The sequence below is a fragment of the Pyxidicoccus sp. MSG2 genome (genome assembly GCF_026626705.1).
In the GTDB taxonomy this organism is placed as follows: Bacteria; Myxococcota; Myxococcia; order Myxococcales; family Myxococcaceae; genus Myxococcus.
This window is the reverse complement of the sequence record NZ_JAPNKC010000001.1, coordinates 5,505,456-5,526,072: the sequence shown is the minus strand read 5'-3', so window position 1 is coordinate 5,526,072 and position 20,617 is coordinate 5,505,456. Positions and strand designations below refer to the sequence as shown.

Genomic DNA, 20,617 nt, shown 5'->3' with positions numbered 1-20,617 from the left:
GCCTGGGTCTGCACAAAACTAAAATGTGGTTTTAGTTTCGTGCGAGTCGAGGGTGGTTCCTTGCACGAAACTAAAATGGTTTTTAAGTTTTGTGCGTGGAGAGCGAGCAGGTACGACATGGACCCAGCTGGGACCGGCTCTTCGAGTTCGCCGTGGCGCAGGCGGGCCTCTTCACGACGAAGCAGGCGGCGGAGGCGGGGTACTCGCCCCAGTTGCTGGTCCACTACGTGCGGATCAAGCGCATCGTCCGGGTTCAGAGAGGGGTGTACCGATTGGTGCACTACCCGCTGGCCGAGGATGAGGAGTACGTCACCCTGTGGCTCTGGTCGGAGCACCAGGGCGTCTTCTCCCACGTGACGGCACTCTCCATGCAGGGGCTGTCGGACGTGCTGCCTTCACGCGTCCACATGACCCTGCCCCTGGCCTGGAAGAAACGACGGCTTCGCGTCCCTTCCGGCGTCATCCTTCACTACGCCGACCTTCCAAAGGCCGACCGGACCTGGTGGGGCTCGGTGCCCATGACCACGACCCGCCGGACCTTGAGCGACTGTGCCGCCACGCATCTATCGCCCGAGTTCCTGCTCCAGGCCTTCCACCAGGCGCTGCACCGGGGCAAGGTCGCCCGGTCGGATGTCCAGGACGTGGAACAGGTACTGAAGCCCTACCTGGTCCCTGCGTGACGGCGCGCGGATATGCGTCCCCAGTCGCGTTCAAGCAGGCCCTGGAGCAACGCCTGCGGTCCGCATCGCGGGACGGGCAGGAGCTCGTCCGCCGCCGCCAACGGCTCGTGTTCGAGCGCTTTCTCGCGCGTGTCGGTCAAGTCTTCGGCGATGCCGTGACGCTGAAGGGCGGACTGGTGTTGGAGCTCCGAATCGAGCGTGCACGAGCCACCAAGGACGTCGACCTGCGCCTCACCGGCACGCCGGCGGGACTGCTCACACGGCTCCAGACGGCGGGGCAGCTCGAGCTGGGTGACTTCATGCAGTTCGAGGTGCACTCCGATGCGAACCACCCCGAGCTCCAGAATGAGGGCATGAAGCACGAGGGCTTCCGCTTTCGTGCCGAATGCCAACTTGCGGAGAAACGCTATGGCGAGGTCTTCGGCGTCGACGTGGTGCTCGACGACCCGCGCCTGGATGAGCCCGAGTTCATCGTCGCACCGGACGTGCTCGGCTTTGCGGGAGTCGCGCCGCCTCGAGTACGTCTCTACCCGGTGGCGGCACACATCGCGGAGAAGCTCCACGCCTATACGCTTCCACGCTCGCGCCCGAACTCGCGTGTGAAGGACCTGCCAGACCTCGCGTTGCTTGCCGGCGTCGGAGTGCTGGAGGCATCCCGGATTCAGGCCGCCCTCGCGGAGACCTTTGGCATCCGCGACACGCACCCGCTTCCGGCCTCAACACCATCCCCGCCCGATACGTGGCTCCAGCCGTACGCGGACCTGGCACACGAGAACGCCCTCCCCTGGAAGACACTCCAAGAGGTCACCACGGTGGTGCGGGCCTTCCTCGACCCGGTGCTCGCGGGAGACCACGACCTGCACTGGGAGCCCGGCTCGTGGTGCTGGCGGCCTCGCCCGTGATGGAACCGTGATGAAGACACGAGCCCCGCATGAAGCTCGCGGGGCGCGTCGCAGGAATCATGGACACCTCTCGCTCCACCGAGGTGCTCCACCATGAAGCTCTCCGCCCCCTACGTGCTGTGCAGCCTCCTGCTCCTCTTCGCCGTGCCCGTGCTCGCCCAGTCCGAGGCGCCCGCGCAGCCCGACACCCGCACGGGCATGTTCATCGGCACCGTCATCGACGTGAAGACGCGGAAGCCCGCCTCGGACGTGGTCGTGATTGCCTTCTCGCCGAACCTGCACATCGAGCGCGCCACCCTGACCGATGAGCACGGCAACTTCCGCATGCCCCTGCTCCCCCCGGGCATGTACACCCTGCGCTTCGAGCACCCCGACTACGAGCTCTACCAGCGGCCGGACATCCAGCTCCGCCCCGCCCGCACCGTGCGCGCGAGAGTGGAGCTGCTCGCGCGTCCGCCCGTCACCGAGTCCGAGCCCGTCGTGAACCGGCGCTGACGCCTCAGTCCGCCAGCGGCATGCCCCAGTCCGGCTGCCCGCGCTCGTTGAGCAGCCAGCGGTACACCTCCAGCACCTGCTCGGCCTTCGCCTTCCACGTGAAGTACTTGAAGACGCGCTCCCGGGCGCGCTCACCCATGGGGCGGATGACGGACGGGTCCGCCGCCAGCTTCGCCAGCACCTCGCGCACCCGCACCACGATTTCCTCCGGCGTCCCCATCTGAATCGCGAAGCCCGTCGCCGGGCTCACGATTTCTCCCGGCCCGCCGTAGTCCATCACAATCGGAACCAGCCCCAGCGCCATCGCCTCGCACACCACCGCGCCGCCGAACTCGCGCACGCTCGGGAAGCCGAAGACGTGGTTCTTCGCCAGCCGCCCCTGCAGCTCCTGGTGCTTCACCCACCCGGCGAACGTCACCCCCGCCTCAATCCCCTCCCGCGCCGCCTGCGCCTTCAGGTTCGGCATCTCCTGCCCGTCGCCGATGTACTCCAGCACCACCTTGCCCTCGCGGATGAGCGGCGCCGCCGCCTCCATCAGCATGGCCATGCCCTTGTACGGCACGAAGCGCCCCACGAAGGCCACCCGCAGCGGCAACTCCACCGGGCCCTCCGACTTCGCCGAGCCGAAGCGCCGCGTGTCGATGGCGTTCTCCGGGATGTACACCGTCTTCGACTGCCACTTCTCCGCCACCTGCCCCCGCGTCGCCCGCGAGCCCGTCAGGATGGCCGACGCGTTCTCCCGCGTGGACTTGTAGAAGGGCATCAGCTTGTAGATGTCACGCACGTAGCTGAGCCACTCCTTCTCCCGCCGCCGCGCGCCGCCAAAGCCCTTGGGCCACGGCAGGCCGCCGTTCATCGGCCCCATCAGGAAGGGCACCCCGGCCGCCTTGCAGCGCGCCGCCAGCGTGCTCGGCGTGGTGGGGCTGATGGGCGTGTAGCGGTGCACCAGGTCGAACTCCTTCGCCTGGATGCGTGCGCCGAAGCGCTGCCAGAGCACCTCCTCGAAGTAGTAGTACGGCAACGCGCTCAGCGCCGTGGCCGTCGTCCAGCCCACGCCCGCGCTGCCGCGCAAGAGCTGCCCCACCTTGTCGAGCGGCTTCTCCACCGGCGTCGAGTCCAAGGCTGTAAAGCCCGCGCCCTCCTGCACCCCCTGCTTGAGGATGTTCTCCCGGTTGCGCACGTGGGTGACGAGGTGGACGTCCGCCACCTCGGTCAGCGCGCGGTAGAGCGACCACCCTTCCAGCGGGACGCTCACCCAGTCGGGGTTGCACAGCTCGGCAATCAAAAGGACGCGAGGACGGGAAGCAGGCATACGTGCCGCTTCATCTATCCCAACCCGACCTCCAGATGTAGCCTCCTGCCGCCCACGATGTACTCCCCCGAGCGCCCACCCTACCTGCGCTACCTCGCGCTCCTCGGCTTCCTGGTGCTGGCCACCGTGGGAGGGGGCATCATCCACCCCATCGTCGCCCTGGCCCCCGTGCTGGGCGTCGCCGTGGTGTGGGTCATCCTCAAGGTACCCGTCCGCTACCCCGTCTTCGTGGTGACGTACCTGACGCTGGCCGTGGACTACGTCGCCGAGCGCCCCCAGTCCGGCCTCTGGGAGTCCCCGCTGTACCCCCTCGGGGAGCTGCTGTTCGCCCAGCTCAGCTACATCACCAAGATTGGAGCCCTGCGCTTCCCCCTCATCGACGTGCTCATCGTCGGGCTGATGGGGCTGGCCATGTACCGGAAGGTGGTGGGGTCCAAAATCGACCCGCCGACGCCGCCCATGCCCCGGCCGCTCATCGCCGTGACGGCGCTGTCACTCATCGCCCTCTTGTTCATGGAAGTGCGCGGCGTCGTCCGGGGCGGGGACTTCAAGCAATCGCTCTGGCAGTGGCACCAGGCCGCGATGATGCCGTTCATCGTGGCCATGTATCACTACGCCCTGCGCGGGCCGCAGGACTGGCCCATCATCGCGAAAATCGTCATCGCCGCCGGCATCACCAAGGCGCTGGTGGGCAGCTACTTCGCGCTCGTCATCATCCCCGCCCTGGGCATCTTCGTGGAGTACACGACGTCCCACTCGGACTCGATGACGTTCATCTTCTGCATGCTGGTGGTGTTCATCCGCTTCATCGAGCAACCCAAGGCGGCGCACATCATCCGGGGCCTGGCCGTCATCGCCATCATCGTCACGGGGATGATTTTCAATGACCGGCGCCTGGCCTACGTCAGCCTCGTGGGCTGCCTGCTGGCCGCCTTCCTCATCAACCCGTGGACGCCGCTCAAGCGCTTCCTCGTGCGGACGTTGCCGTTCATCGCTCCGTTCCTCATCGTCTACATCGCGGTGGGGTGGAACCGGCCCACGGGCATCTTCGGGCCGGTGGACACCATCAAGTCGCTGATTGAAGGCCAGGGCGGCGAGGGCAACCTGGACTACCGGGACATCGAGAACCTGGACCTGATTGCCACCTGGGCCCAGTTCCCCCTCCTGGGCACGGGGTACGGCCACGAGTTCCTGCTGCCGGTGCCGCTGCCGGACATCGCCTTCGTCTTCCCGCAGTACCGCTTCCACCCCCACGACTCGCTGCTGGGGCTGTTCGCCTTCGGAGGGATGCTCGGCTACACGGGCGTGTGGCTGTACCTCGTGGTCACCGTGTACCTGGCCGTGCGCGCGTACCACCGGAGTCCCGTCTCCGAGGACCGTGCGTGCGCGCTCATCATCGTGGGCATCACGGCCGCGTACATCAATCAGGTGTTCGGAGACATGGGCATCATCTCGTACATCTGCACGTTCCACATCTCGGTCTGCGTGGCCATGGCGGGCAAGCTGGCCGTGCTGTCGGGGGCGTGGCCCATGCCGAACAGCACGCTGCTCTCGCTGTCGCCGTCCGCCCCCGTTCCGCCGCCCGGCGCCATCTCCTTCCCGAACCCGGAAGGGGCCGCGGCGGCGTCCGGCACCCACAAGGCGTCGTGAGCGCTAGAGCAGCGTGCCGCGGAGGACGACCTCGGCGGTGGTGAAGTAGATGACCAGCCCGCTGACGTCCACGAGGGTGGCCACGAAGGGCGCGGAGGCGCTCGCCGGGTCGAAGCCCAGCCGCCGCAGGATGAACGGCAGCATGGAGCCGGACAGCGTCCCCCACATCACCACGCCCAGCACGGACACGCCGACGGTGATGGCCACCCGCGTGGCGTGCTCGCCGTAGCTGTGGAAGAGGGACTGCCACACCAGGATGCGTATCAGGCCCACCACGCCCAGCACTCCGCCGAGCGCGAGCCCGGACAACACCTCGCGCCGCATGACACGCCACCAGTCCTTGAGGCGCACCTCGGCCAGCGCCAGCGAGCGGATGATGAGCGTGGAGGCCTGGCTGCCCGCGTTGCCTCCCGAGGAGATGATGAGCGGCACGAAGAGGCTGAGGACGACGGCGCGGGCAATCTCCGCCTCGTAGCGGGACATGGCGGTGGCGGTGAGCATCTCCGACACGAAGAGCACCAGCAGCCAGCCAGCGCGCTTCTTGAGCATGGCGACGAAGCCCACCTCGAAGTAGGGCGCGTCGAGCGCCTCCATGCCACCGACCTTCTGGATGTCCTCGGTGGCCTCCTCCTGGACGACGCTGACGATGTCGTCCACGGTGACGATGCCCTTCATGTGCCCCTGGGCGTCCATGACGGGGATGGCCGCGAGGCCGTGCTCCGCGAAGAGGCGGCCCACCTCCTCCTGGTGCGTCTCCTCCGTCACGGTGACGAGGTCCGTGCGCATCACGTCCCGCACCACCTTGCCCGGCGCGGCCTGGAAGAGCTGGCGCAGGGAGACCACGCCCAGCAGGTGCTGCTCCGCGTCCTGCACATAGCCGTAGTAGACGGTCTCCACCTTCTCGCGGGCCTGCTTGCGCAGGTAGCTGAGCGCCTCGTCGATGCTCGACTCCGGCCGCACGCGCACGAAGCGGGGGTTCATCAACCCGCCCGCGGCGTCCTCCGCGTAGGCCAGCAGCGCCTGCACCTCGCGGCGGGAGGTGTCGTCGAGCAGGCCGAGGAAGGTGCCGCGCTCGTCCGGAGGCAGGTACTGGATGACGTCCGCCGCGTCGTCGGGCGCGAGCACCCGCATCCACGTGCGCCTCTCCCCGGGCAGCAGCGCCAGCAGCAGCCCGGCCTGCTCCTGCGAGGACAGGGAGAGGAAGAAATCATCCACGCTCGCGGGGGGCAGCAGGCGGAAGCCCTCCACCCTGTCGCGGGGTGACAGCACCGCCCACGCGTCCCGCAGCTCGTCTTCGAGGATGGGCTCCGTCTCGGGACTCAAGGTCGCCTCCCTCCACCCGCGCGGCCGGGCAACGCCTGCGCATGTGGCGCCTTCAAGCACGGGAGGCACCGGGAGGGAACCGTTTCGCGCCGTGCGGACTCGCTGTGTCCTGATGGGGACGGACCGTGCGGACGGGTGGAGTCGTTGGAGCAGCGAGCAGGCAGGCGGGGCTGCCCCTGCTTCAGGGCACGGCCACCACGCCGCGCACGGGGGCGGGCGCGGCCACGGCGCCGGGCACGAGCAGGTGCTCCAGCTCCAGGTCGATGTGCTTCGCCTCGGGGATGGCCCGGCGCACGTCGGCCTCGATGGCGTCGATTTCCTCGCTCAGCGCGCGGATGAGGAATGCGGCCACGCCGCTCAGGGCGTGGGTGCGCGCCTCACCGGACGCGGGCAGGGCCGACACCGGCAGCGCCTCGGCGAGCCTCGCGGCGACGAAGGCCTCACTGAAGCGCACCTCCGCCTTGAACACGAAGGTCTCCGGGGTGAGTTGCCGCGTCTTCACGTCGTGGATGTCCGCCACGCTGCCGCGCGCGCGCACCACGTTCACGAAGCGGAGCTCGGTCTCCTCGGGCACCGCGCGGCCGAGCAGCAGCGCGCGGTTCTCCACCACGAGGTAGATGGCAATCAGGCCCAGCAGCAGCCCCACGATGATGGACGCCGTCGCGTCCCAGACGGGGTTGCTGGTGAAGTACGCGAGACTGATGCCCACCGTGGCCAGCACGAGCCCGAGCACCGCCGCGCCGTCCTCCAGGAGGATGGCCACCGTCGCGGGGTCCGCCTTCTCGCGCACGTAGCGGAAGAAGGGCTGGCCGGCCGCGGCCTTCAGCGTGGAGCGCACGGCGAAGACGAGCACTCCGCCCTCGATGAGGAAGGAGAAGCCCAGCACCGCGAAGGTGCTGGGGCCAATCTCGGGCGTGTGCGGGTGCAGGAGCGACTGGATGCCGTGGTAGACGGTGACGCCGCAGCCCACGAAGAAGATGCCCGACGCGGACAGGATGCCGAAGATGAAGCGCTCCCCGCCGTAGCCGTAGTGGAAGGCCGCGTCGCGCTCGCGCGAGCCGCGCTTGAGCCCCAGGAACAGCAGCACCTGGTTGCCCGTGTCGGCCGCCGAGTGGATGGCCTCCGACAGCATCGCCCCCGAGCCGGACAGCAGGAAGGCGAGGAACTTCACGACGGTGACGAGCGTGTTGCCGCTCAGCGCGACGAGGACGGACGTGAGGGACGAGGCGGGCGCGGCCATGGACCTGCTGTCGGGTGGAAAGTGGGGGCCCAGGGTACCACGCAGGGGTGAAGCCAGCCCCCGCGCTCAGCCCCTCGGCAGCACGACGTGGAACGTGCTGCCCTCGCCCTCGCGGCCGGAGGACTCCGCCCAGATGCGCCCGCCATGGCGCGCGACGATGCCTCGCGAAATCGCCAGCCCCAGCCCCAGCCCCCCGTAGGAGATTCCGTGCGCGCGGCTGAAGCGCTCGAAGATGCGCTCCAACTGCCCCGCCGGAATCCCCAGCCCCCGGTCCATCACCTCCACGTGCACCTGCCCCGGCTCCTCGCGCACCGTGAGCCGCACCGGCCCACCCCCGGGGGAGTAGCGCAGCGCATTGGCCACCAGGTTGGTGAACACCTGGTCCAGCCGCTCCCGGTCTCCCCGCAGCACCAGCGACTCCGGCGCCTCCACGTCGATGCGGTACTCCTCCGGCAGCGGCTGGAAGTGCTCCACCACCTCGCGCAGCAGCAGCCCCAGGTCCACCTCACCGGGCTCCAGGCTCAGCTCGCCCCGCTGGAGCCACCCCACGTCCAGCAGGTTCTCCACCACGCTCGCCATGCGATTGACGCTGCGGTGGATGCCTCGCAGCGCCTTGTCCACCGCCGGCTCCACCTCCGGCCCCGCCTTCACCTTCGCCAGGTGCGCATAGCTCCGCGCCGCCTGCAGCGGCGTGCGCAGCTCGTGCGCCGCCATGGTGAGGAACATGTCCTTGGCCTCGCTGGCCGCCCGCAGCACCTCCACCGCCCGCCGCGCGTCGTCGATGTCCGTCGCCGTGGCTATCCACCCGACGAGCTGGCCCTCCTCGTCCCGCTCGGGCAGCGTGCGGCCCAGGAACCAGCGGTACTCGCCGTCCTTCGCCCGCCGCAGCCGGTACTCCGCCTCCAGCGGCTGCCCCGTGCGCAGCGACGCCGACCAGGCGTCCTGGACGCGCGGCAGGTCCTCCGGATGCATGAAGCGCCGCATCTCCTCGAGCCGCCGCGCCTGCTGAGGCGTCAGCCCCGCGTACTCCAGCCACCCCCGGTTGGCGTAGCTGATGGTGCCGTCCACCAGCAGCGCCCAGACGAGCTGCGGCATCGAGTCCACCAGCCGCCGGAAGCGCTGCTCGCTCTGGCGCTCCAGGACGTGCCGCTCACGCTCCCACAGCGCCGCCTCCTGCGCCTGCAGGCGCTGCTGCTGGCGGTACAGCGCGACGAAGGCCTCCACCTTCCAGCGCAGCACGTCCGGGTTGAAGGGCTTCACCACGTAGTCCGCCGCGCCCGTCGCGTAGCCGTGCACCAGGTGCGCCTCGTCGCGGCTGTGCGCGGTGAGGAAGATGATGGGCGTGTAGCGCGTGCGCTGCCGCTGGCGGATGAGGCGCGCCGTCTCGAAGCCGTCCATCCCCGGCATCTGCACGTCGAGCAACAGGAGGGCGAAGTCCTCGCGCAACAGCCACCGCAGGGCCTCGGGGCCCGAGGTCGCCCTCACCAGCCGCTGACCGAGCGGCTCCAGGATGGCCTCCAGGGCGAGCAGGTTCGCCTCGTGGTCGTCGACCATGAGGATGCTCGTGGGAGACGGCGCGGCCCGGACGGAGGCACTCGCGGTGAGCTGCTGGGAGCCTTCCAACGACATCGCCTCCTTTCTGGCTTTGAACCCTCGCGGTAATCAGCACCGGACCTCCCGACAACGGGCCCCCGAGACTCCGGCCCGGTGGCGGACGAGGCGGGAAGGACTGCCCGGTCAGGTCCCCCAATCATGACGCCAGCCTCCGAGTGGGGCCAGTCCATGACCGCATCCCGGCAGTCCTGCCGGGGCCTGCCGCACACCGGGAGCAGGAAGGCTCCACGGGAATGCGGCCCCTTCTCCGAGCGAGCACGCCGAAGAGGGGCAGCACCCACCGTGCGGGGAAGCGTCCAGGCCGCGCGTCACGGGTTCCCCGGCTCGCCTGGGCGAGACGTCATGGGAATGAGGCCGCCTCCGGCCTGCGTCGGTCCGGCGCCACGTTCGCCACGGCCACTTGCCCGATGAACGTTCCCCACCGTGCTCTCGAAGATTCAGGTGTCACTCCATTGCCGGGGTGACACCGAAGAGGGGGAACAGCCATGGGCAACACCATCAATGGACCGCAGGTCCCGCCATCCACGTCGGGGGACGTGGCCCGGCGCGCGGCCGAGGAAGCCGCCCGGCGCGCGGCGGCGGAAGCAGCTCGACGTGCCGCGGAGGAGGCCGTCCGGCGTGCCGCGGAGGAAGCCGCCCGGAAGACGGGCCGGCCCCAGGACACCTTCACCTCGCGACGTCCCCAGTCCCGAGCGCTCGACCTGGGCTCGGAGCCCGCCGCCACCACGCGCTCGAACATCGACCCGGCGCGGGTCTCCATGCCCGAGGCGGACGGCTTCAGCGGCGACCGCGCCCGCTCCGCCATCCGGACGGCCGCGCGCGACAACGCGGTCATTCCCCAGGGCGCGAACATCGCCGAGGCGAATGCCATCCGCGAGGAAGCCGCGAATGCCGCCCTCGCGAAGTACGACGCCTACCTCGCGGCCCAGCCCGCGGACCTCCCGTCCGACGAGCGCGCGCGCCGCGCCGCCGTCCTCACCCGCGCCGACCTCATCTCCGAGCGCGCCATGGCGGGCGTGACGGACTTCTCCCGCAACGAGTACCTCATCCTCTTCGAGGCCGTGGAGCTGCGCACGGGCGTCCCCGCCGACATCCTCAAGGCCTACACCTTCGGCGAGGCCCAGGCGCGCTACTACCAGGACCCCTACCCGCGTCAGTTCCTGGAGCCGGAGGACCAGTACCGGAACCTGAACGGAGACGGCTACCCGCAGCTGTGGACCCAGGTCCAGGGCGAGAACGGCTGGCCCACCATCCAGGTCAACGGCCAGCAGGTGCCCGTCAACATCGGCTGGGATGCGGGCGTCAAGCAGGGAGACCGCACCACCGGCGACACACTGGGGCTGGGGCTCACGCAGCTCACCTTCCCCACGGTCACCATCGCCGCGTCCGTGGACGTCTATCAGAACGGCCAGCGCATCCAGGGCACCGCCGCGGACCCCTTCCCGGCGGACGCCAACCTCACGCTGCAGATGCCGGACATCGACATCGCCCGCGCGGTGCAGGACCCGTATTACAACCTGATGGTCTTCGCGAACCTCACGCTCTACAAGGCGCAGCAGGTCTACCCGAACGCCATGCCGTCGGCGGAGGACGCCGCGCGGGGCGTGGGCACGCAGCAGACGCCCTTCGGCCCCATGCTGACCTCGTGGCCCGGGCTGGACGCCGCCCAGCCCGACTGGGCGCTGCTGGTGGCCTTCAACAAGGGCTGGACGGAGGCCCAGTCCCGCGCCTTCAACAACGGCACCAAGACGGCCGACCAGATCTACCGGGAGATTGCCGACAACTTCCTCGCGCTCATCAACAACCCCGGCAGCACCAACGGCCTCTATCCGCCCGCGCGAGCAGACCAGCCGCCCCGCGACCACTCGTTCATCTCCCAGTCCCCGGACCTCTATTCCGCGGGCTGAGCCAGGCGGCGCCGGGCGCCCACGTGGCGCCCGGCCGGCCCCCTCCCCCACGAGAAGCCCGCGAAATCCCTGGGAGCAGGGCAACCAACACCCGCTCTCCTGCCCGCCCGGGCAGGTCGTTGGGCCCCCGCCACGCGTTGCGCTATACCGGGCGCCTCCCCATGGCCGCCGACTCCAGCGCACCCTCCAGTCCCGCGGATGCCGCTCCGCCCGACAGCTCCGTGCCATCTCCGGAGCTGCAACGGCTGTGGTTCGCGCTCGAGCGCCGCGCCTGGTCCTACCTCACCATCGTCCCCGCCCAACCCGGCGGGCCCGCGCTCGAGGCCGCCACCGCCATCCTCGAGGCCGGCGCGCCCTACGCGTACTCGCAGAAAATCCACCTCCAGGACGCCACCGGCATCTCCCCCGGAGACGCCACGCGCCTCGTCGTGCAGTTGCGCGAGCGCGTCGCCCAGGGTGAGCGCGTCGTCGTCGTCCTCGACTCCCTCCTCACCCACCCCGCCAGCCTGCCCCTGGCGCTCGCCTCCGACGGCGTCCTGCTCTGCGTCGGGCTCGGTGACACGGAGTTCAGCGCCGCCCGGAAGACGATGGAGTACGTGGGCGCGGAGCGCTTCGTGGGCAGCGTCATCTTCCCCAAGGCCAAGAAGAAGAAGGCCAAGGCCGCGCAGGACAAGAAGAAGAAGCCATGACCGCCGCCTCCACACCCCGCCTCAGCGTCGTCATCGCCACCTACAACCGGCTGCCGCTCATCACCCGCCTGCTGTGGCAGCTCGCCGGCCAGACGCTCCCGCCCGAGCAGTTCGAAGTCGTGGTCGTGGACGACGGCTCGAAGGAGCCCGTGCGCGAGCCGCTGCTCGAGCAGAAGCTCCCGTACAGCCTGCGCGTGGAGGTGCAGCAGAACGCCGGCGCCGCCGCCGCGCGCCACCGGGGCGTCATCGCCGCGCGCGGTGAGGTCGTCCTCGTCACCGATGACGACATGCAGGTGGCCCCGGACTTCCTGGAGCGGCACCTGGCGCACCACCCGCCCGGCTCGCGCCACGTGGTGCTCGGCCGCATCCGCCCGGACCCGTCCATTGGCGACATGCCGCTGTTCGAGCGCTGGTACGCGTACCTCAACGGCCGCATGGCCGACGAGCTGTCCGCCCCCGGCGCCCGCGCTCGCGGCAACCACCTCTACACCGGCAACGTGTCCTTCCACCGCGCCGACTACGTGGGCGTGGGCGGGTTCGACAAGTCCCTGGGCCAGTCCGAGGACGTGGAGCTGGGCGTCCGCCTGGAGAAGGCCGGCTGCACCTTCGTCTTCGCCAGCGACGCGTACGTGCTGCACGGCAGCGACCACGTGTCCTTCGAGCGCTGGCTCAAGCGCGCCAACCGCTACGGCATGTTCGACACGCAGGTGGCGCGCAAGCACCCGGACCGGCGCGGCCTCAATCCGTGGCGCCTGCTCTTCGAAACCAACCCGCTGGCCCGCCCGCTGCTCGCCGCCACCGTCGTCGCCCCCGAGGCCACGCGCGTGCTGACGAACACGGTGATGAACGTGGCGAAGACGGCGGACAAGCTGGGGCTGGAGAAGGCCGCCTTCGCCGGCACCTCCGTGGCGTACGGCATGGAGTACCTGCGCGGCGCCCGCAACGAGGCCGGCGGCTGGACGGGCGTCGCCCGCGAGGTCGCCCGCTACCTGCAAGGGCGAGAGGACTGAGTGGGCACCATGAAGCTCAAGACGTCGATGATTGGCTCGCTCGTCACGGACGCGCTGGAGCTGGCGAAGGCCGCGAATGGCTCCTCGGACGCGAAGTCCATCGCCCGGGTGGTGCTGACCAGCGACTCGTACCGGATTACCGCGCTCAACCGCGCCCGCGAGGCGGCGCTCACGTACCGGATTCCCCTGCTCAACCACGTGCTGCGCGTGACGCAGACGGCGGTGATGGGGATTGAAATCGGCAAGGACGTCACGCTCGGCAGCGGCGTGTACTTCGTGCACAGCCTGGGCGTCGTCATCGGCGGCGACGCGAAGATTGGCGACCGCGTGCGCTTCTACGGCAACAACACCGTGGGCACCGCGAAGGACAACGGCTACCCCGTCATCGAGGATGACGTGTGGATTGGCGCCGGGGCGCGCATCCTCGGGCCGGTGCGCATCGGCGCGCGCTCGCGGATTGGCGCGAATGCGGTGGTGCTCCAGGACGTTCCTCCCGACAGCGTGGCCGTGGGCATTCCCGCCCGCATCTTCCCGCGCAAGGACCAGGACGACGTCGCGCTCTGAGGCGCTGCTGCCGGGGGAAGGAAGCTCATGGAGGATGGTGTGAAGCGTGCGCGGATGAAGGCTGGCGCGGCCGTGCTGTCGTGCGCCCTGCTCGCGGGCGGAACGGTGGCGGTTGCACGGATGGGTACGGACGCGGCGGGCACGGGTGGCTCGGGCGCGGAGGCCCAGGCTCCGGCGACGGAGACCCCGGCGAGCGGAGCAGCAGCCCCCACGCCTGCCCCGTCCACCACGCCCGTCATGGTCTACGACGGCGGCCTGTCCTCCGGGTGGAATGACATCGGCTGGTCGCCTCGCGAGCTGCCGAAGGGCGCTCCGGCGCGCATGCGCCTGTTCAACTACGGCGGGTGGATTCTCTACCGGCCGAAGCTGGAGGGAGGCTTCGGTGCGCTCACGTTCCGCTTCAGCGCCCCGGAGGCCTACGGCGAGTTCCTGGAGGCGCGCCTCGACGCCCCCGGCGCCGCCACCTTCCCGCGCGTCCCGGTGACGCCCGAGCTCAAGGTCAAGAAGGACGGCGAGTGGACGGAGGTCGTCATCCCCATGGACCTGCTCAACCCGCGCGGCGAGACGTTCGACCGCGTGGTGCTGCGCGCGTCCAAGGACGTGGGCCGGGACTGGGTGCTCTTCGACAAGGTGGCGCTCGTCCCGCTGCCGCCGGAAGTGGCGGCCGCGCTCGCCGCGGGAGGCGGGAAGACGGGCAAGGGCACCGGCCGCGAGGCGCGCATGTCCATCGACTGCACCGCGCCCGGCCACCGCATCAGCCCGCTCATCTACGGCATCGCCTTCGACGGCCTGCACGAGAAGCAGGACACGCACCAGTTCCGCATGGGCGCCAGCGCGCGCCGCTGGGGCGGCAACCCCACGTCCCGCTACAACTGGAAGCTGGGCGGCGCGTGGAACACCGCCAACGACTGGTACTACGAGAACGTCGACATCGGCGTCTCCTCCGACGACTTCCTGGAGACCAACCGCAAGCGCGGCATCCAGTCCGCCCTCACCGTGCCCATGCTGGGCTGGGTGGCCAAGGACACGAAGTCCGCCGGCTTCCCGGTGTCCCGCTTCGGCGAGCAGCAACGCGATGACAACGGCAACGGGAATGGCACCAGCCGGGACGGCACCCCGCTGAAGCCCGGCGAGCCCTCGCTCACCAGCGTGGAGGCGCCGCCCGAGTTCATCGCCGAGTGGATTGCGTCCATCCGCGAGAAGGACAAGGCCCGCGGTGCGCGCGGCGTCCAGATGTACATCCTGGACAACGAGCCGATGCTCTGGAACTCCACGCACCGCGACGTGTTCCCCGAGCCGCTCGGCTATGACGAGCTGCTCAAGCGGACGATTGCGTACGGCACCGCGGTGCGGAAGACGGACCCCGAGGCCGTCATCGCCGGCCCGGCCGAGTGGGGCTGGACGAACTACCTCTGGTCCGCGGCCGACTTCGCGCCGGGGAAGATGAACCACTCGGACCGGCTCGCGCACGGCAACGAGCCGCTGCTGCCCTGGTACCTGCGGCAGCTGCGCGAGCACGAGAAGAAGACGGGCACGCGCATCCTTGACGTGGTGGACCTGCACTTCTACCCGCAGACCAACGTGGGCGTGGGGCTGGACGGCAACACGGACAAGGACACCAACGCGCGCCGCATCCGCAGCGTGCGCGGGCTGTGGGACCCGACCTACAAGGACGAGTCCTGGATTGGCGAGCCCGTGCGCCTCATCCCCCGGATGAAGGAGTGGATTGCGGCGAACTACCCGGGCCGGGGCATCTCCATTGGCGAGTACAACTTCGGCGCCTTCAGGCACATGAGCGGCGGCCTGGCGCAGGCCGAGGCCCTGGGCCGCTTCGCGCAGGAGAACATCCTCTCCGCCTTCTTCTGGCAGTACCCGCCCGACGGCTCGCCGGTGTTCTGGGCGTTCCGCGCGTACCGCGACTTCGACGGCAAGGGCAGCCGCTTCCAGGACAACTGGGTGCCGGCGAAGGCGGCGGACGGCACCAGCCTGTTCGTCTCGCGGGACGACTCGGGGAAGAAGCTGGTGGCGGTGGTCCTCAACTTCAACCCCGACGAGGCCGCGCAGGCCCAGATTGAGCTGAAGGGCTGCGGTACGCTCGACAGCGTGCGCGTGCTGGGTTACTCGGGCGCGCCGGGGGGCTTCGCCGAGCAGACTCCCGGTGCGAAGGCGGAGGGCTCGCTGACGCAGCGCCTGCCGCCCTATTCCATGACGGTGCTCGACCTGACGGTGAAGAAGCCATGAACGCCGCGTCCCCTTCGACGTCCTCCTTCTCCACCGGCAAGCCGCGCCTGCGCATTGGCCAGCTCGCCATCGACCAGCTCACCTTCGAGGAGGCCATCCGCGAGATTGGCCGCCTGGTGGATTTGCACCAGGGTGGCTACGTCTTCACGGCCAACGTGGACCACGTGGTGCTGGCCGAGGACAACGCGGAGTTCCGCGAGGCGTACTCGCGCGCCACGATTTCGGTGGTGGATGGGATGCCCATTGTCTGGGCGTCCAAGGCGATGGACGTGTCGCTGCCGGAGCGGATCGCGGGCTCGGACCTGATTCTTCCGCTGATGCAGGCGGGGGCGGAGCGCAAGTGGCGCGTGTACCTGATGGGCGCGGGCCCGGGCGTGGCGGAGAAGGTGGCGAACACCGTCCGCGAGAAGTACGGGATTGAGGTCGTGGGCTGGGACTCGCCCATGGTGAAGCTGGACGCGGGCGACGCGCAGAACGACCCGATTGTGGCGAAGATTCGCGAGAAGGACCCGCACCTGCTCTTCGTGGCGCTGGGCAGCCCGAAGCAGGAGGTGTGGATTTCGCAGGTGGCGCACAAGCTGGGGCCCACCGTGGCGATTGGCGTGGGCGCGGGGTTCGACTTCATCGCCGGCACGGCGAAGCGCGCGCCGCAGTGGATTGCGAAGGCGGGCTTCGAGTGGCTGTACCGGTTGGCCAATGAGCCGAAGCGACTGTGGCGCCGGTACATCCTGAATGACTCGCGCTTCGCCACGATTCTGCTGCGCGAGTTCTGGCAGCGGACGGGTGGGAAGGCGGAGTAGCGGGTACCCCTCGGGTACGCTCTTCCACAGGACCGCTTGCTCCTCAAAGCGCAGCCCGTGTCTGGACTGACCCCCATGCGATTCCCTGCTCAGGCGATATAACCGTCCTCGTGGCTTTCATTTGAAAGCCCCTGACCAAGGTCATGTCCGCAAGCGAAAAGATGTCGAGTGGCGTGGCAGATTCCGCCACGGACCCGCTGCTGTCGACGAAGGTGGGCGAGTACATCGTCCAGGAGCGCATCGGCTCTGGAGGAATGGGCGTCGTCTACCGCGCGGTCCATCCGCTGATTGGCAAGCAGGTGGCCATCAAGGTGCTGCGCGCGGAGCTCGTCTCTCAGCAGCAGGTGGAGCGGCTGCTGATCGAGGGCCGTGCGGTCAATGCCATCCACCACCCGGGCATCATCGACATCTTCGGGTTCGGTGACCTCCCGGATGGGCGCCCCTACATCACCATGGAGCTGCTGCGGGGCCACTCCCTCTCGGCGCTCATCCGCAAGCAGGGGCGGCTGGACGTCAGCACCACGATCCGCATCCTGGATGAGATGCTCGCCGCGCTGGGCGCCGCCCATCAGGCGGGCGTGGTCCACCGCGACCTGAAGCCCGGCAACGTGTTCATGGTCGAGGGCCGGGACGGAAGCCACTCCGTCAAGCTGGTCGACTTCGGCATCGCCAAGCTGGTGCAGTCCCATGACGGTCCCACCACGCTCGAGGGCACCATCCTCGGAACGCCAGAGTTCATGGCGCCCGAGCAGATTCGCGGAGCGCCCAGCAGCCCCTCGGCGGACCTCTACGCGGTGGGCGTCATCGCCTTCCAGATGCTGACCGGCGAGCGCCCCTTCAAGGGCGAGCCGTTCCAGGTGTTGTTCGCCCATGTGGAGCAGCCTGCGCCTGTGCCTTCGTCCAAGGCACCGGGCATTCCGCCAGAGCTCGACACCCTCGTGCTCCACCTCCTGGCGAAAGAGCCCGCGCTGCGCCCGCAGTCCGCTGAGGCCGTGCGCCAGGCGTTACAGCGTGTGCCGTTGTCACAGGGTGTAGTGCCCAGGGCTTCGCTCCCCGTCACGCCCGTATCGGAAGCAGAGACCTCGACGCTGCAGGTCGAGACACCGTCCCGCCCTTCCAACGCGAGACATGGGCGGAGATGGCTGGCTGGAGCGTTGCTGCTCGCGACACTGGGCGGAAGCACATATTTTGTCTGGCCCAGGACGCCAGACGAAGCAGTGCCCACGACGAAGGCACAGCCTGAAGTGAGGGCAGAAGTCCTTCGCCCCGACGCGCCCACGGCGCAGCCGACTCCTGAGGTGCTTCCACCAGCGGCGAATGAGCCTGACGTGGCGGTGCCATCACAGGGTCCGGAAGCAATGCCTCCAGACGCGGGCCAGCCCCTGGACCCGCCCGCCCCCACGGCCGCGAGCCAGCCCTCGGCGGCCAAGAAGGCTCCGCTCCAAGGCCCCAGCAGGGAATCAGCGCAGACGTCCAAGGGCTCGTCCAGCTCACGCCAGACCGCGACTCCAGAACAACTGGAGCAATTGTCCCGCTTGGAGAAGATGTTCCCTGAAGTAGAGAAGAGCATCCCGTCCGGAGAGGGGCTGGATATCGGGCGGGACCTGAAACGGGTAAGCGAACTCGCGCCGAAGGTGAACAGCGTCGATGACCTCCAGAAATTGCAGGCCGAGCTCGACGCGCTCCAGGTGAGGCTGAATGGCTACGTCCAGGAGAAGCGAGCCACGGGGACTCCTGACGTCGACAAGAAGCCTTCCCCGCAGTCAGCGACGGGACCTGCGCATTCCGCCGAGACAGACGAGAAGCCAGACCCCTTCAAACAGGGCCAGCTCGACTTCCTCGAAAAGGACAAGAAGAAGCTGCAGGAGCAGGCAGGTTCATCCCCTGTCGATTCAGAGGCGATGAAGGAGCTTGAGGAACTGTTCGAGAAAGCCAGGCGCATGCAGACCCGGGAAGAACGCCTCGCGCTCAAAGACGCGCGCAAGGCATGGGAAAAGAAGTACCTGCGGAACCAGTAGATTCCCGAGGGGCAGTCTCCACGACGTGGAACGCGCGAGGGGCTCCTCCTGCATTGGCGAGATGCGGACTACACCTCCGTGAGCTTCACGCCCGTGGCCTGGATGCGCTCCAGCTCAGTCTTGAGGGCCTCGGAGATGATGAGTGCTCCAGTCCACCCCTCGGGCCGGAGCACCCTGGCATCGCCCACCTTCGACTTGTCGATTCGTAGGCCGCGCACGAAGGCGTACTGGCCAACCTTCTCGGGCACTCCGTCCTCATGCGTCCAGCGCTGAATCCGGGACGCCTTCTCGTCGATGCAGCGAATGAGGCGGGTGGCCACCAGGAGCAGGTACTGGTCTGGATGTCCCTCGATGTCCACGGGGATGAGCTGCACGTCCTCGGGGGCCAGCTCCGAGAAGAGCGTCGCCACCCTGACGTGAACGACGGGGATGCGCAGCCCCGCCTCGGTGAAGTCGAGGGAGCGTCCCGGCTCTTCAATGGGAATGCGCAGCCGCCCCTTCACGTGGACCGGGGTCCCCTGCCTGAACCTGTCAGGGTCCTTCACCTCACGGCCCCTGCTGTCAGTGGGCGCGTCCAGGTGCCAGCGTCCGGGTACATGGACGTCATCGTGTAGCTCGAAGAAGCGCCGGGACATGGGTGAAACCTACGGGGCTGCCCCGTCGGTGACGAGCGTGACGTCATGGTCCGCCTGGAGGCGTACGACTCGGGCCGTCGAACAACCCGACCCAACGAACAACAGGAGCAGTGGCACTGCCCAAAGTCGTGTCAAAGGGGACTCCGCTGCGGGCGCTCGCAATTGTCTACGCACTGCGGAGACAATGGTCGTGGATGCGGTCCACGCAGCACAATCGTGGATTGCCGCTGGCGGACCCATCCGACGCATGCCTCGCGAGCCACCCATCGTCCTGCCCGTCACCCTGCGGTTGCTCGGGCACGCCAACCCATGGGCACTGCTCCTCGCGAAGGAGGAGGGCCATTCCCTCTCCACCGCCTCGCTCCTGTCCGAGCGCTACGCCCTGAAGAGTGACGAGAAGCCCTTCGTGCGCGAGCTGCTCAGCCGCAAGCGGAACATGTGGGTCTTCCGCTGTGACCAGCGCCGCTTCGCGGGGGACTTCGTCGTCGTCGACATGTCCGAGCCATGCCCCGCACGGCGCTGGGTCGTCGTGCTGGACCTCAAGCTGGGTGCGCCCCTCGTGCTCGGCGGCGGTGGAGCCGGCATCCAGCTCACCCAGGCGCAGCAGGCCGTGGACGCCCTCGCCGCGCGTCCGGGCGTCATCGCCCCGGGCATTCCCTACGAGCTGGCCACCGGCGACAAGGCCACCATCCTCGCCTTCCTGCGCGCGGGACGGCACCCGCGGCGTCCCGAGTAGCCCCATTCCCCTGGCACGAGCGCACGCAGCACGGGTGCTATCCTGCGCACCTCGAAGCCATGGCACAGGAGCCCTCCAGCCCGCCGGTGAAGGCACCTCACGACGACGACCTCGCCGTGTCCCTCCCCCGGCTCATCCTCATCCGCCTGTGGTCCATGGTCCTCGAGCTGCTCACGCGGCTCGGGGACCTCGCGGTGCTGGTGTGGCGTCCCCGGCTGCTCGGGCCCTACCTGGGCCTGTGGCTGCGCGAAGCCCTCGTGTCCCCCTACCGGCTGCGCCGCTCCTTCGAGCTGACGCGCCTGCTCCAGGCCAGCGGGCAGACCTTCAACGAGCTGATGTACGGCGAGACGCCCGTGCACACCGCGCTGTGGCTCTTCCGCAAGGCCGGGCTCGGGAAGGACGGGCACCTGGTGGACCTGGGCGCGGGGCGCGGGCGCACGCTGCTCGCCGCGCGGTGGCTGGGCGCGAAGGCCCGCGGCGTGGAGTTGCTCCCGGGCCATGTCGCCCTCGCCGCCGGGCCGCTGCAGCGCGCGGGCGCACAGCTCGTCGTCGGTGACGCGACCCACGCGGACCTCGCGGACGCCACCCATGTCTTCACCAACTGGACGGCCCTCACCCCGGAGACGCGGGCCCGCCTCGTCGAGCGCTTCCGCACCTGCCGCCCCGGCACACGCATCCTCACCGTGACGAGACCCGTGGAGTCCCAAGGATTCACCGTCCTTTCCCGTCACCGGATGCTCTTCACCTGGGGGCTCGAGCACGTGTGGGTTCACGAGTACCGGGGCTGAGCCTCGACGGGTG

At 69.1% G+C, this 20,617-nt stretch carries 18 protein-coding genes; 13 read left to right on the top strand and 5 right to left on the bottom strand.

Annotated features, from left to right (window positions below; all coding sequences use genetic code 11):
• Positions 1-95: 95 nt before the first annotated feature.
• The 3 genes from OV427_RS21445 (at position 96) to OV427_RS21435 (ending at position 2,077) form a co-directional block, all read left to right on the top strand.
• A complete protein-coding gene (locus tag OV427_RS21445; RefSeq protein ID WP_267858003.1) occupies positions 96-680 on the top strand; it encodes a type IV toxin-antitoxin system AbiEi family antitoxin domain-containing protein in 585 nt (194 codons plus the stop codon).
• Positions 677-1,582 (top strand): nucleotidyl transferase AbiEii/AbiGii toxin family protein, encoded by a 906-nt coding sequence (locus OV427_RS21440; RefSeq protein ID WP_267858002.1) that lies wholly within the window; start codon positions 677-679, stop codon positions 1,580-1,582. The genes OV427_RS21445 and OV427_RS21440 overlap by 4 nt, the downstream gene beginning before the upstream one ends.
• 93 nt (positions 1,583-1,675) lie before the next feature.
• Complete coding sequence (locus OV427_RS21435) at positions 1,676-2,077, top strand: carboxypeptidase-like regulatory domain-containing protein (protein WP_267858001.1); 402 nt, start codon at positions 1,676-1,678, stop codon at positions 2,075-2,077.
• A 4-nt stretch (positions 2,078-2,081) separates the two neighbouring features.
• Here the strand turns inward: OV427_RS21435 and epsH are convergent, their stop codons facing one another.
• Positions 2,082-3,389, bottom strand: a complete 1,308-nt coding sequence (epsH, locus tag OV427_RS21430; RefSeq protein ID WP_267858000.1) for an exopolysaccharide biosynthesis glycosyltransferase EpsH — start codon at positions 3,387-3,389, stop codon at positions 2,082-2,084.
• Positions 3,390-3,446: 57 nt separating this feature from the next.
• On the opposite strand from epsH, the gene wzy reads away from it, so the two are divergent.
• Complete coding sequence (gene wzy, locus OV427_RS21425) at positions 3,447-5,039, top strand: exopolysaccharide repeat unit polymerase (RefSeq protein WP_267857999.1); 1,593 nt, start codon at positions 3,447-3,449, stop codon at positions 5,037-5,039.
• Between the two features lie 3 nt (positions 5,040-5,042).
• Here wzy and mgtE read toward each other — a convergent pair whose 3' ends face one another.
• The 3 genes from mgtE to epsF all read right to left on the bottom strand — a co-directional run bounded on the left by mgtE (position 5,043) and on the right by epsF (position 9,231).
• Positions 5,043-6,362 carry a magnesium transporter gene (gene mgtE, locus OV427_RS21420; RefSeq protein WP_267857998.1) on the bottom strand — a complete coding sequence of 440 codons (1,320 nt, stop codon included), beginning with the start codon at positions 6,360-6,362 and terminating at the stop codon, positions 5,043-5,045.
• A gap of 181 nt (positions 6,363-6,543) precedes the next feature.
• Positions 6,544-7,602, bottom strand: coding sequence for a cation diffusion facilitator family transporter (locus OV427_RS21415; RefSeq protein WP_267857997.1), 1,059 nt, complete (start codon positions 7,600-7,602; stop codon positions 6,544-6,546).
• A 66-nt stretch (positions 7,603-7,668) separates the two neighbouring features.
• Positions 7,669-9,231 carry a response regulator EpsF gene (gene epsF, locus OV427_RS21410; protein ID WP_267857996.1) on the bottom strand — a complete coding sequence of 521 codons (1,563 nt, stop codon included), beginning with the start codon at positions 9,229-9,231 and terminating at the stop codon, positions 7,669-7,671.
• Positions 9,232-9,701: 470 nt separating this feature from the next.
• Here epsF and OV427_RS21405 point away from each other — a divergent pair, with 470 nt between their 5' ends.
• From OV427_RS21405 to OV427_RS21375, 7 genes are all read left to right on the top strand, one after another.
• Positions 9,702-11,123 carry a hypothetical protein gene (locus OV427_RS21405; RefSeq protein ID WP_267857995.1) on the top strand — a complete coding sequence of 474 codons (1,422 nt, stop codon included), beginning with the start codon at positions 9,702-9,704 and terminating at the stop codon, positions 11,121-11,123.
• A 161-nt stretch (positions 11,124-11,284) separates the two neighbouring features.
• Positions 11,285-11,812, top strand: coding sequence for a hypothetical protein (locus OV427_RS21400; RefSeq protein WP_267857994.1), 528 nt, complete (start codon positions 11,285-11,287; stop codon positions 11,810-11,812).
• Positions 11,809-12,822 carry an exopolysaccharide biosynthesis glycosyltransferase EpsD gene (gene epsD / locus OV427_RS21395; protein ID WP_267857993.1) on the top strand — a complete coding sequence of 338 codons (1,014 nt, stop codon included), beginning with the start codon at positions 11,809-11,811 and terminating at the stop codon, positions 12,820-12,822. The genes OV427_RS21400 and epsD overlap by 4 nt, the downstream gene beginning before the upstream one ends.
• Before the next feature lie 9 nt (positions 12,823-12,831).
• Positions 12,832-13,386, top strand: coding sequence for a serine O-acetyltransferase EpsC (gene epsC, locus OV427_RS21390; RefSeq protein WP_267857992.1), 555 nt, complete (start codon positions 12,832-12,834; stop codon positions 13,384-13,386).
• Between the two features lie 54 nt (positions 13,387-13,440).
• Entirely contained in the window at positions 13,441-15,627 is a 2,187-nt protein-coding gene (gene epsB / locus OV427_RS21385) for a GH44 family glycoside hydrolase EpsB (protein WP_267863456.1), read from the top strand.
• Positions 15,624-16,427, top strand: a complete 804-nt coding sequence (gene epsA / locus OV427_RS21380) for an exopolysaccharide biosynthesis glycosyltransferase EpsA (protein ID WP_267857991.1) — start codon at positions 15,624-15,626, stop codon at positions 16,425-16,427. Before epsB ends, epsA begins: the two co-directional genes overlap by 4 nt.
• Before the next feature lie 173 nt (positions 16,428-16,600).
• Positions 16,601-18,445: a serine/threonine-protein kinase gene (locus tag OV427_RS21375; RefSeq protein ID WP_267857990.1), complete on the top strand. Its 1,845-nt coding sequence runs from the start codon at positions 16,601-16,603 to the stop codon at positions 18,443-18,445.
• A 68-nt stretch (positions 18,446-18,513) separates the two neighbouring features.
• Here the strand turns inward: OV427_RS21375 and OV427_RS21370 are convergent, their stop codons facing one another.
• Positions 18,514-19,080 carry an imm11 family protein gene (locus OV427_RS21370; RefSeq protein ID WP_267857989.1) on the bottom strand — a complete coding sequence of 189 codons (567 nt, stop codon included), beginning with the start codon at positions 19,078-19,080 and terminating at the stop codon, positions 18,514-18,516.
• A gap of 247 nt (positions 19,081-19,327) precedes the next feature.
• On the opposite strand from OV427_RS21370, the gene OV427_RS21365 reads away from it, so the two are divergent.
• Positions 19,328-19,816: a hypothetical protein gene (locus OV427_RS21365; protein WP_267857988.1), complete on the top strand. Its 489-nt coding sequence runs from the start codon at positions 19,328-19,330 to the stop codon at positions 19,814-19,816.
• A 59-nt stretch (positions 19,817-19,875) separates the two neighbouring features.
• Positions 19,876-20,604: a class I SAM-dependent methyltransferase gene (locus tag OV427_RS21360; RefSeq protein WP_267857987.1), complete on the top strand. Its 729-nt coding sequence runs from the start codon at positions 19,876-19,878 to the stop codon at positions 20,602-20,604.
• Positions 20,605-20,617 lie beyond the last annotated feature (13 nt).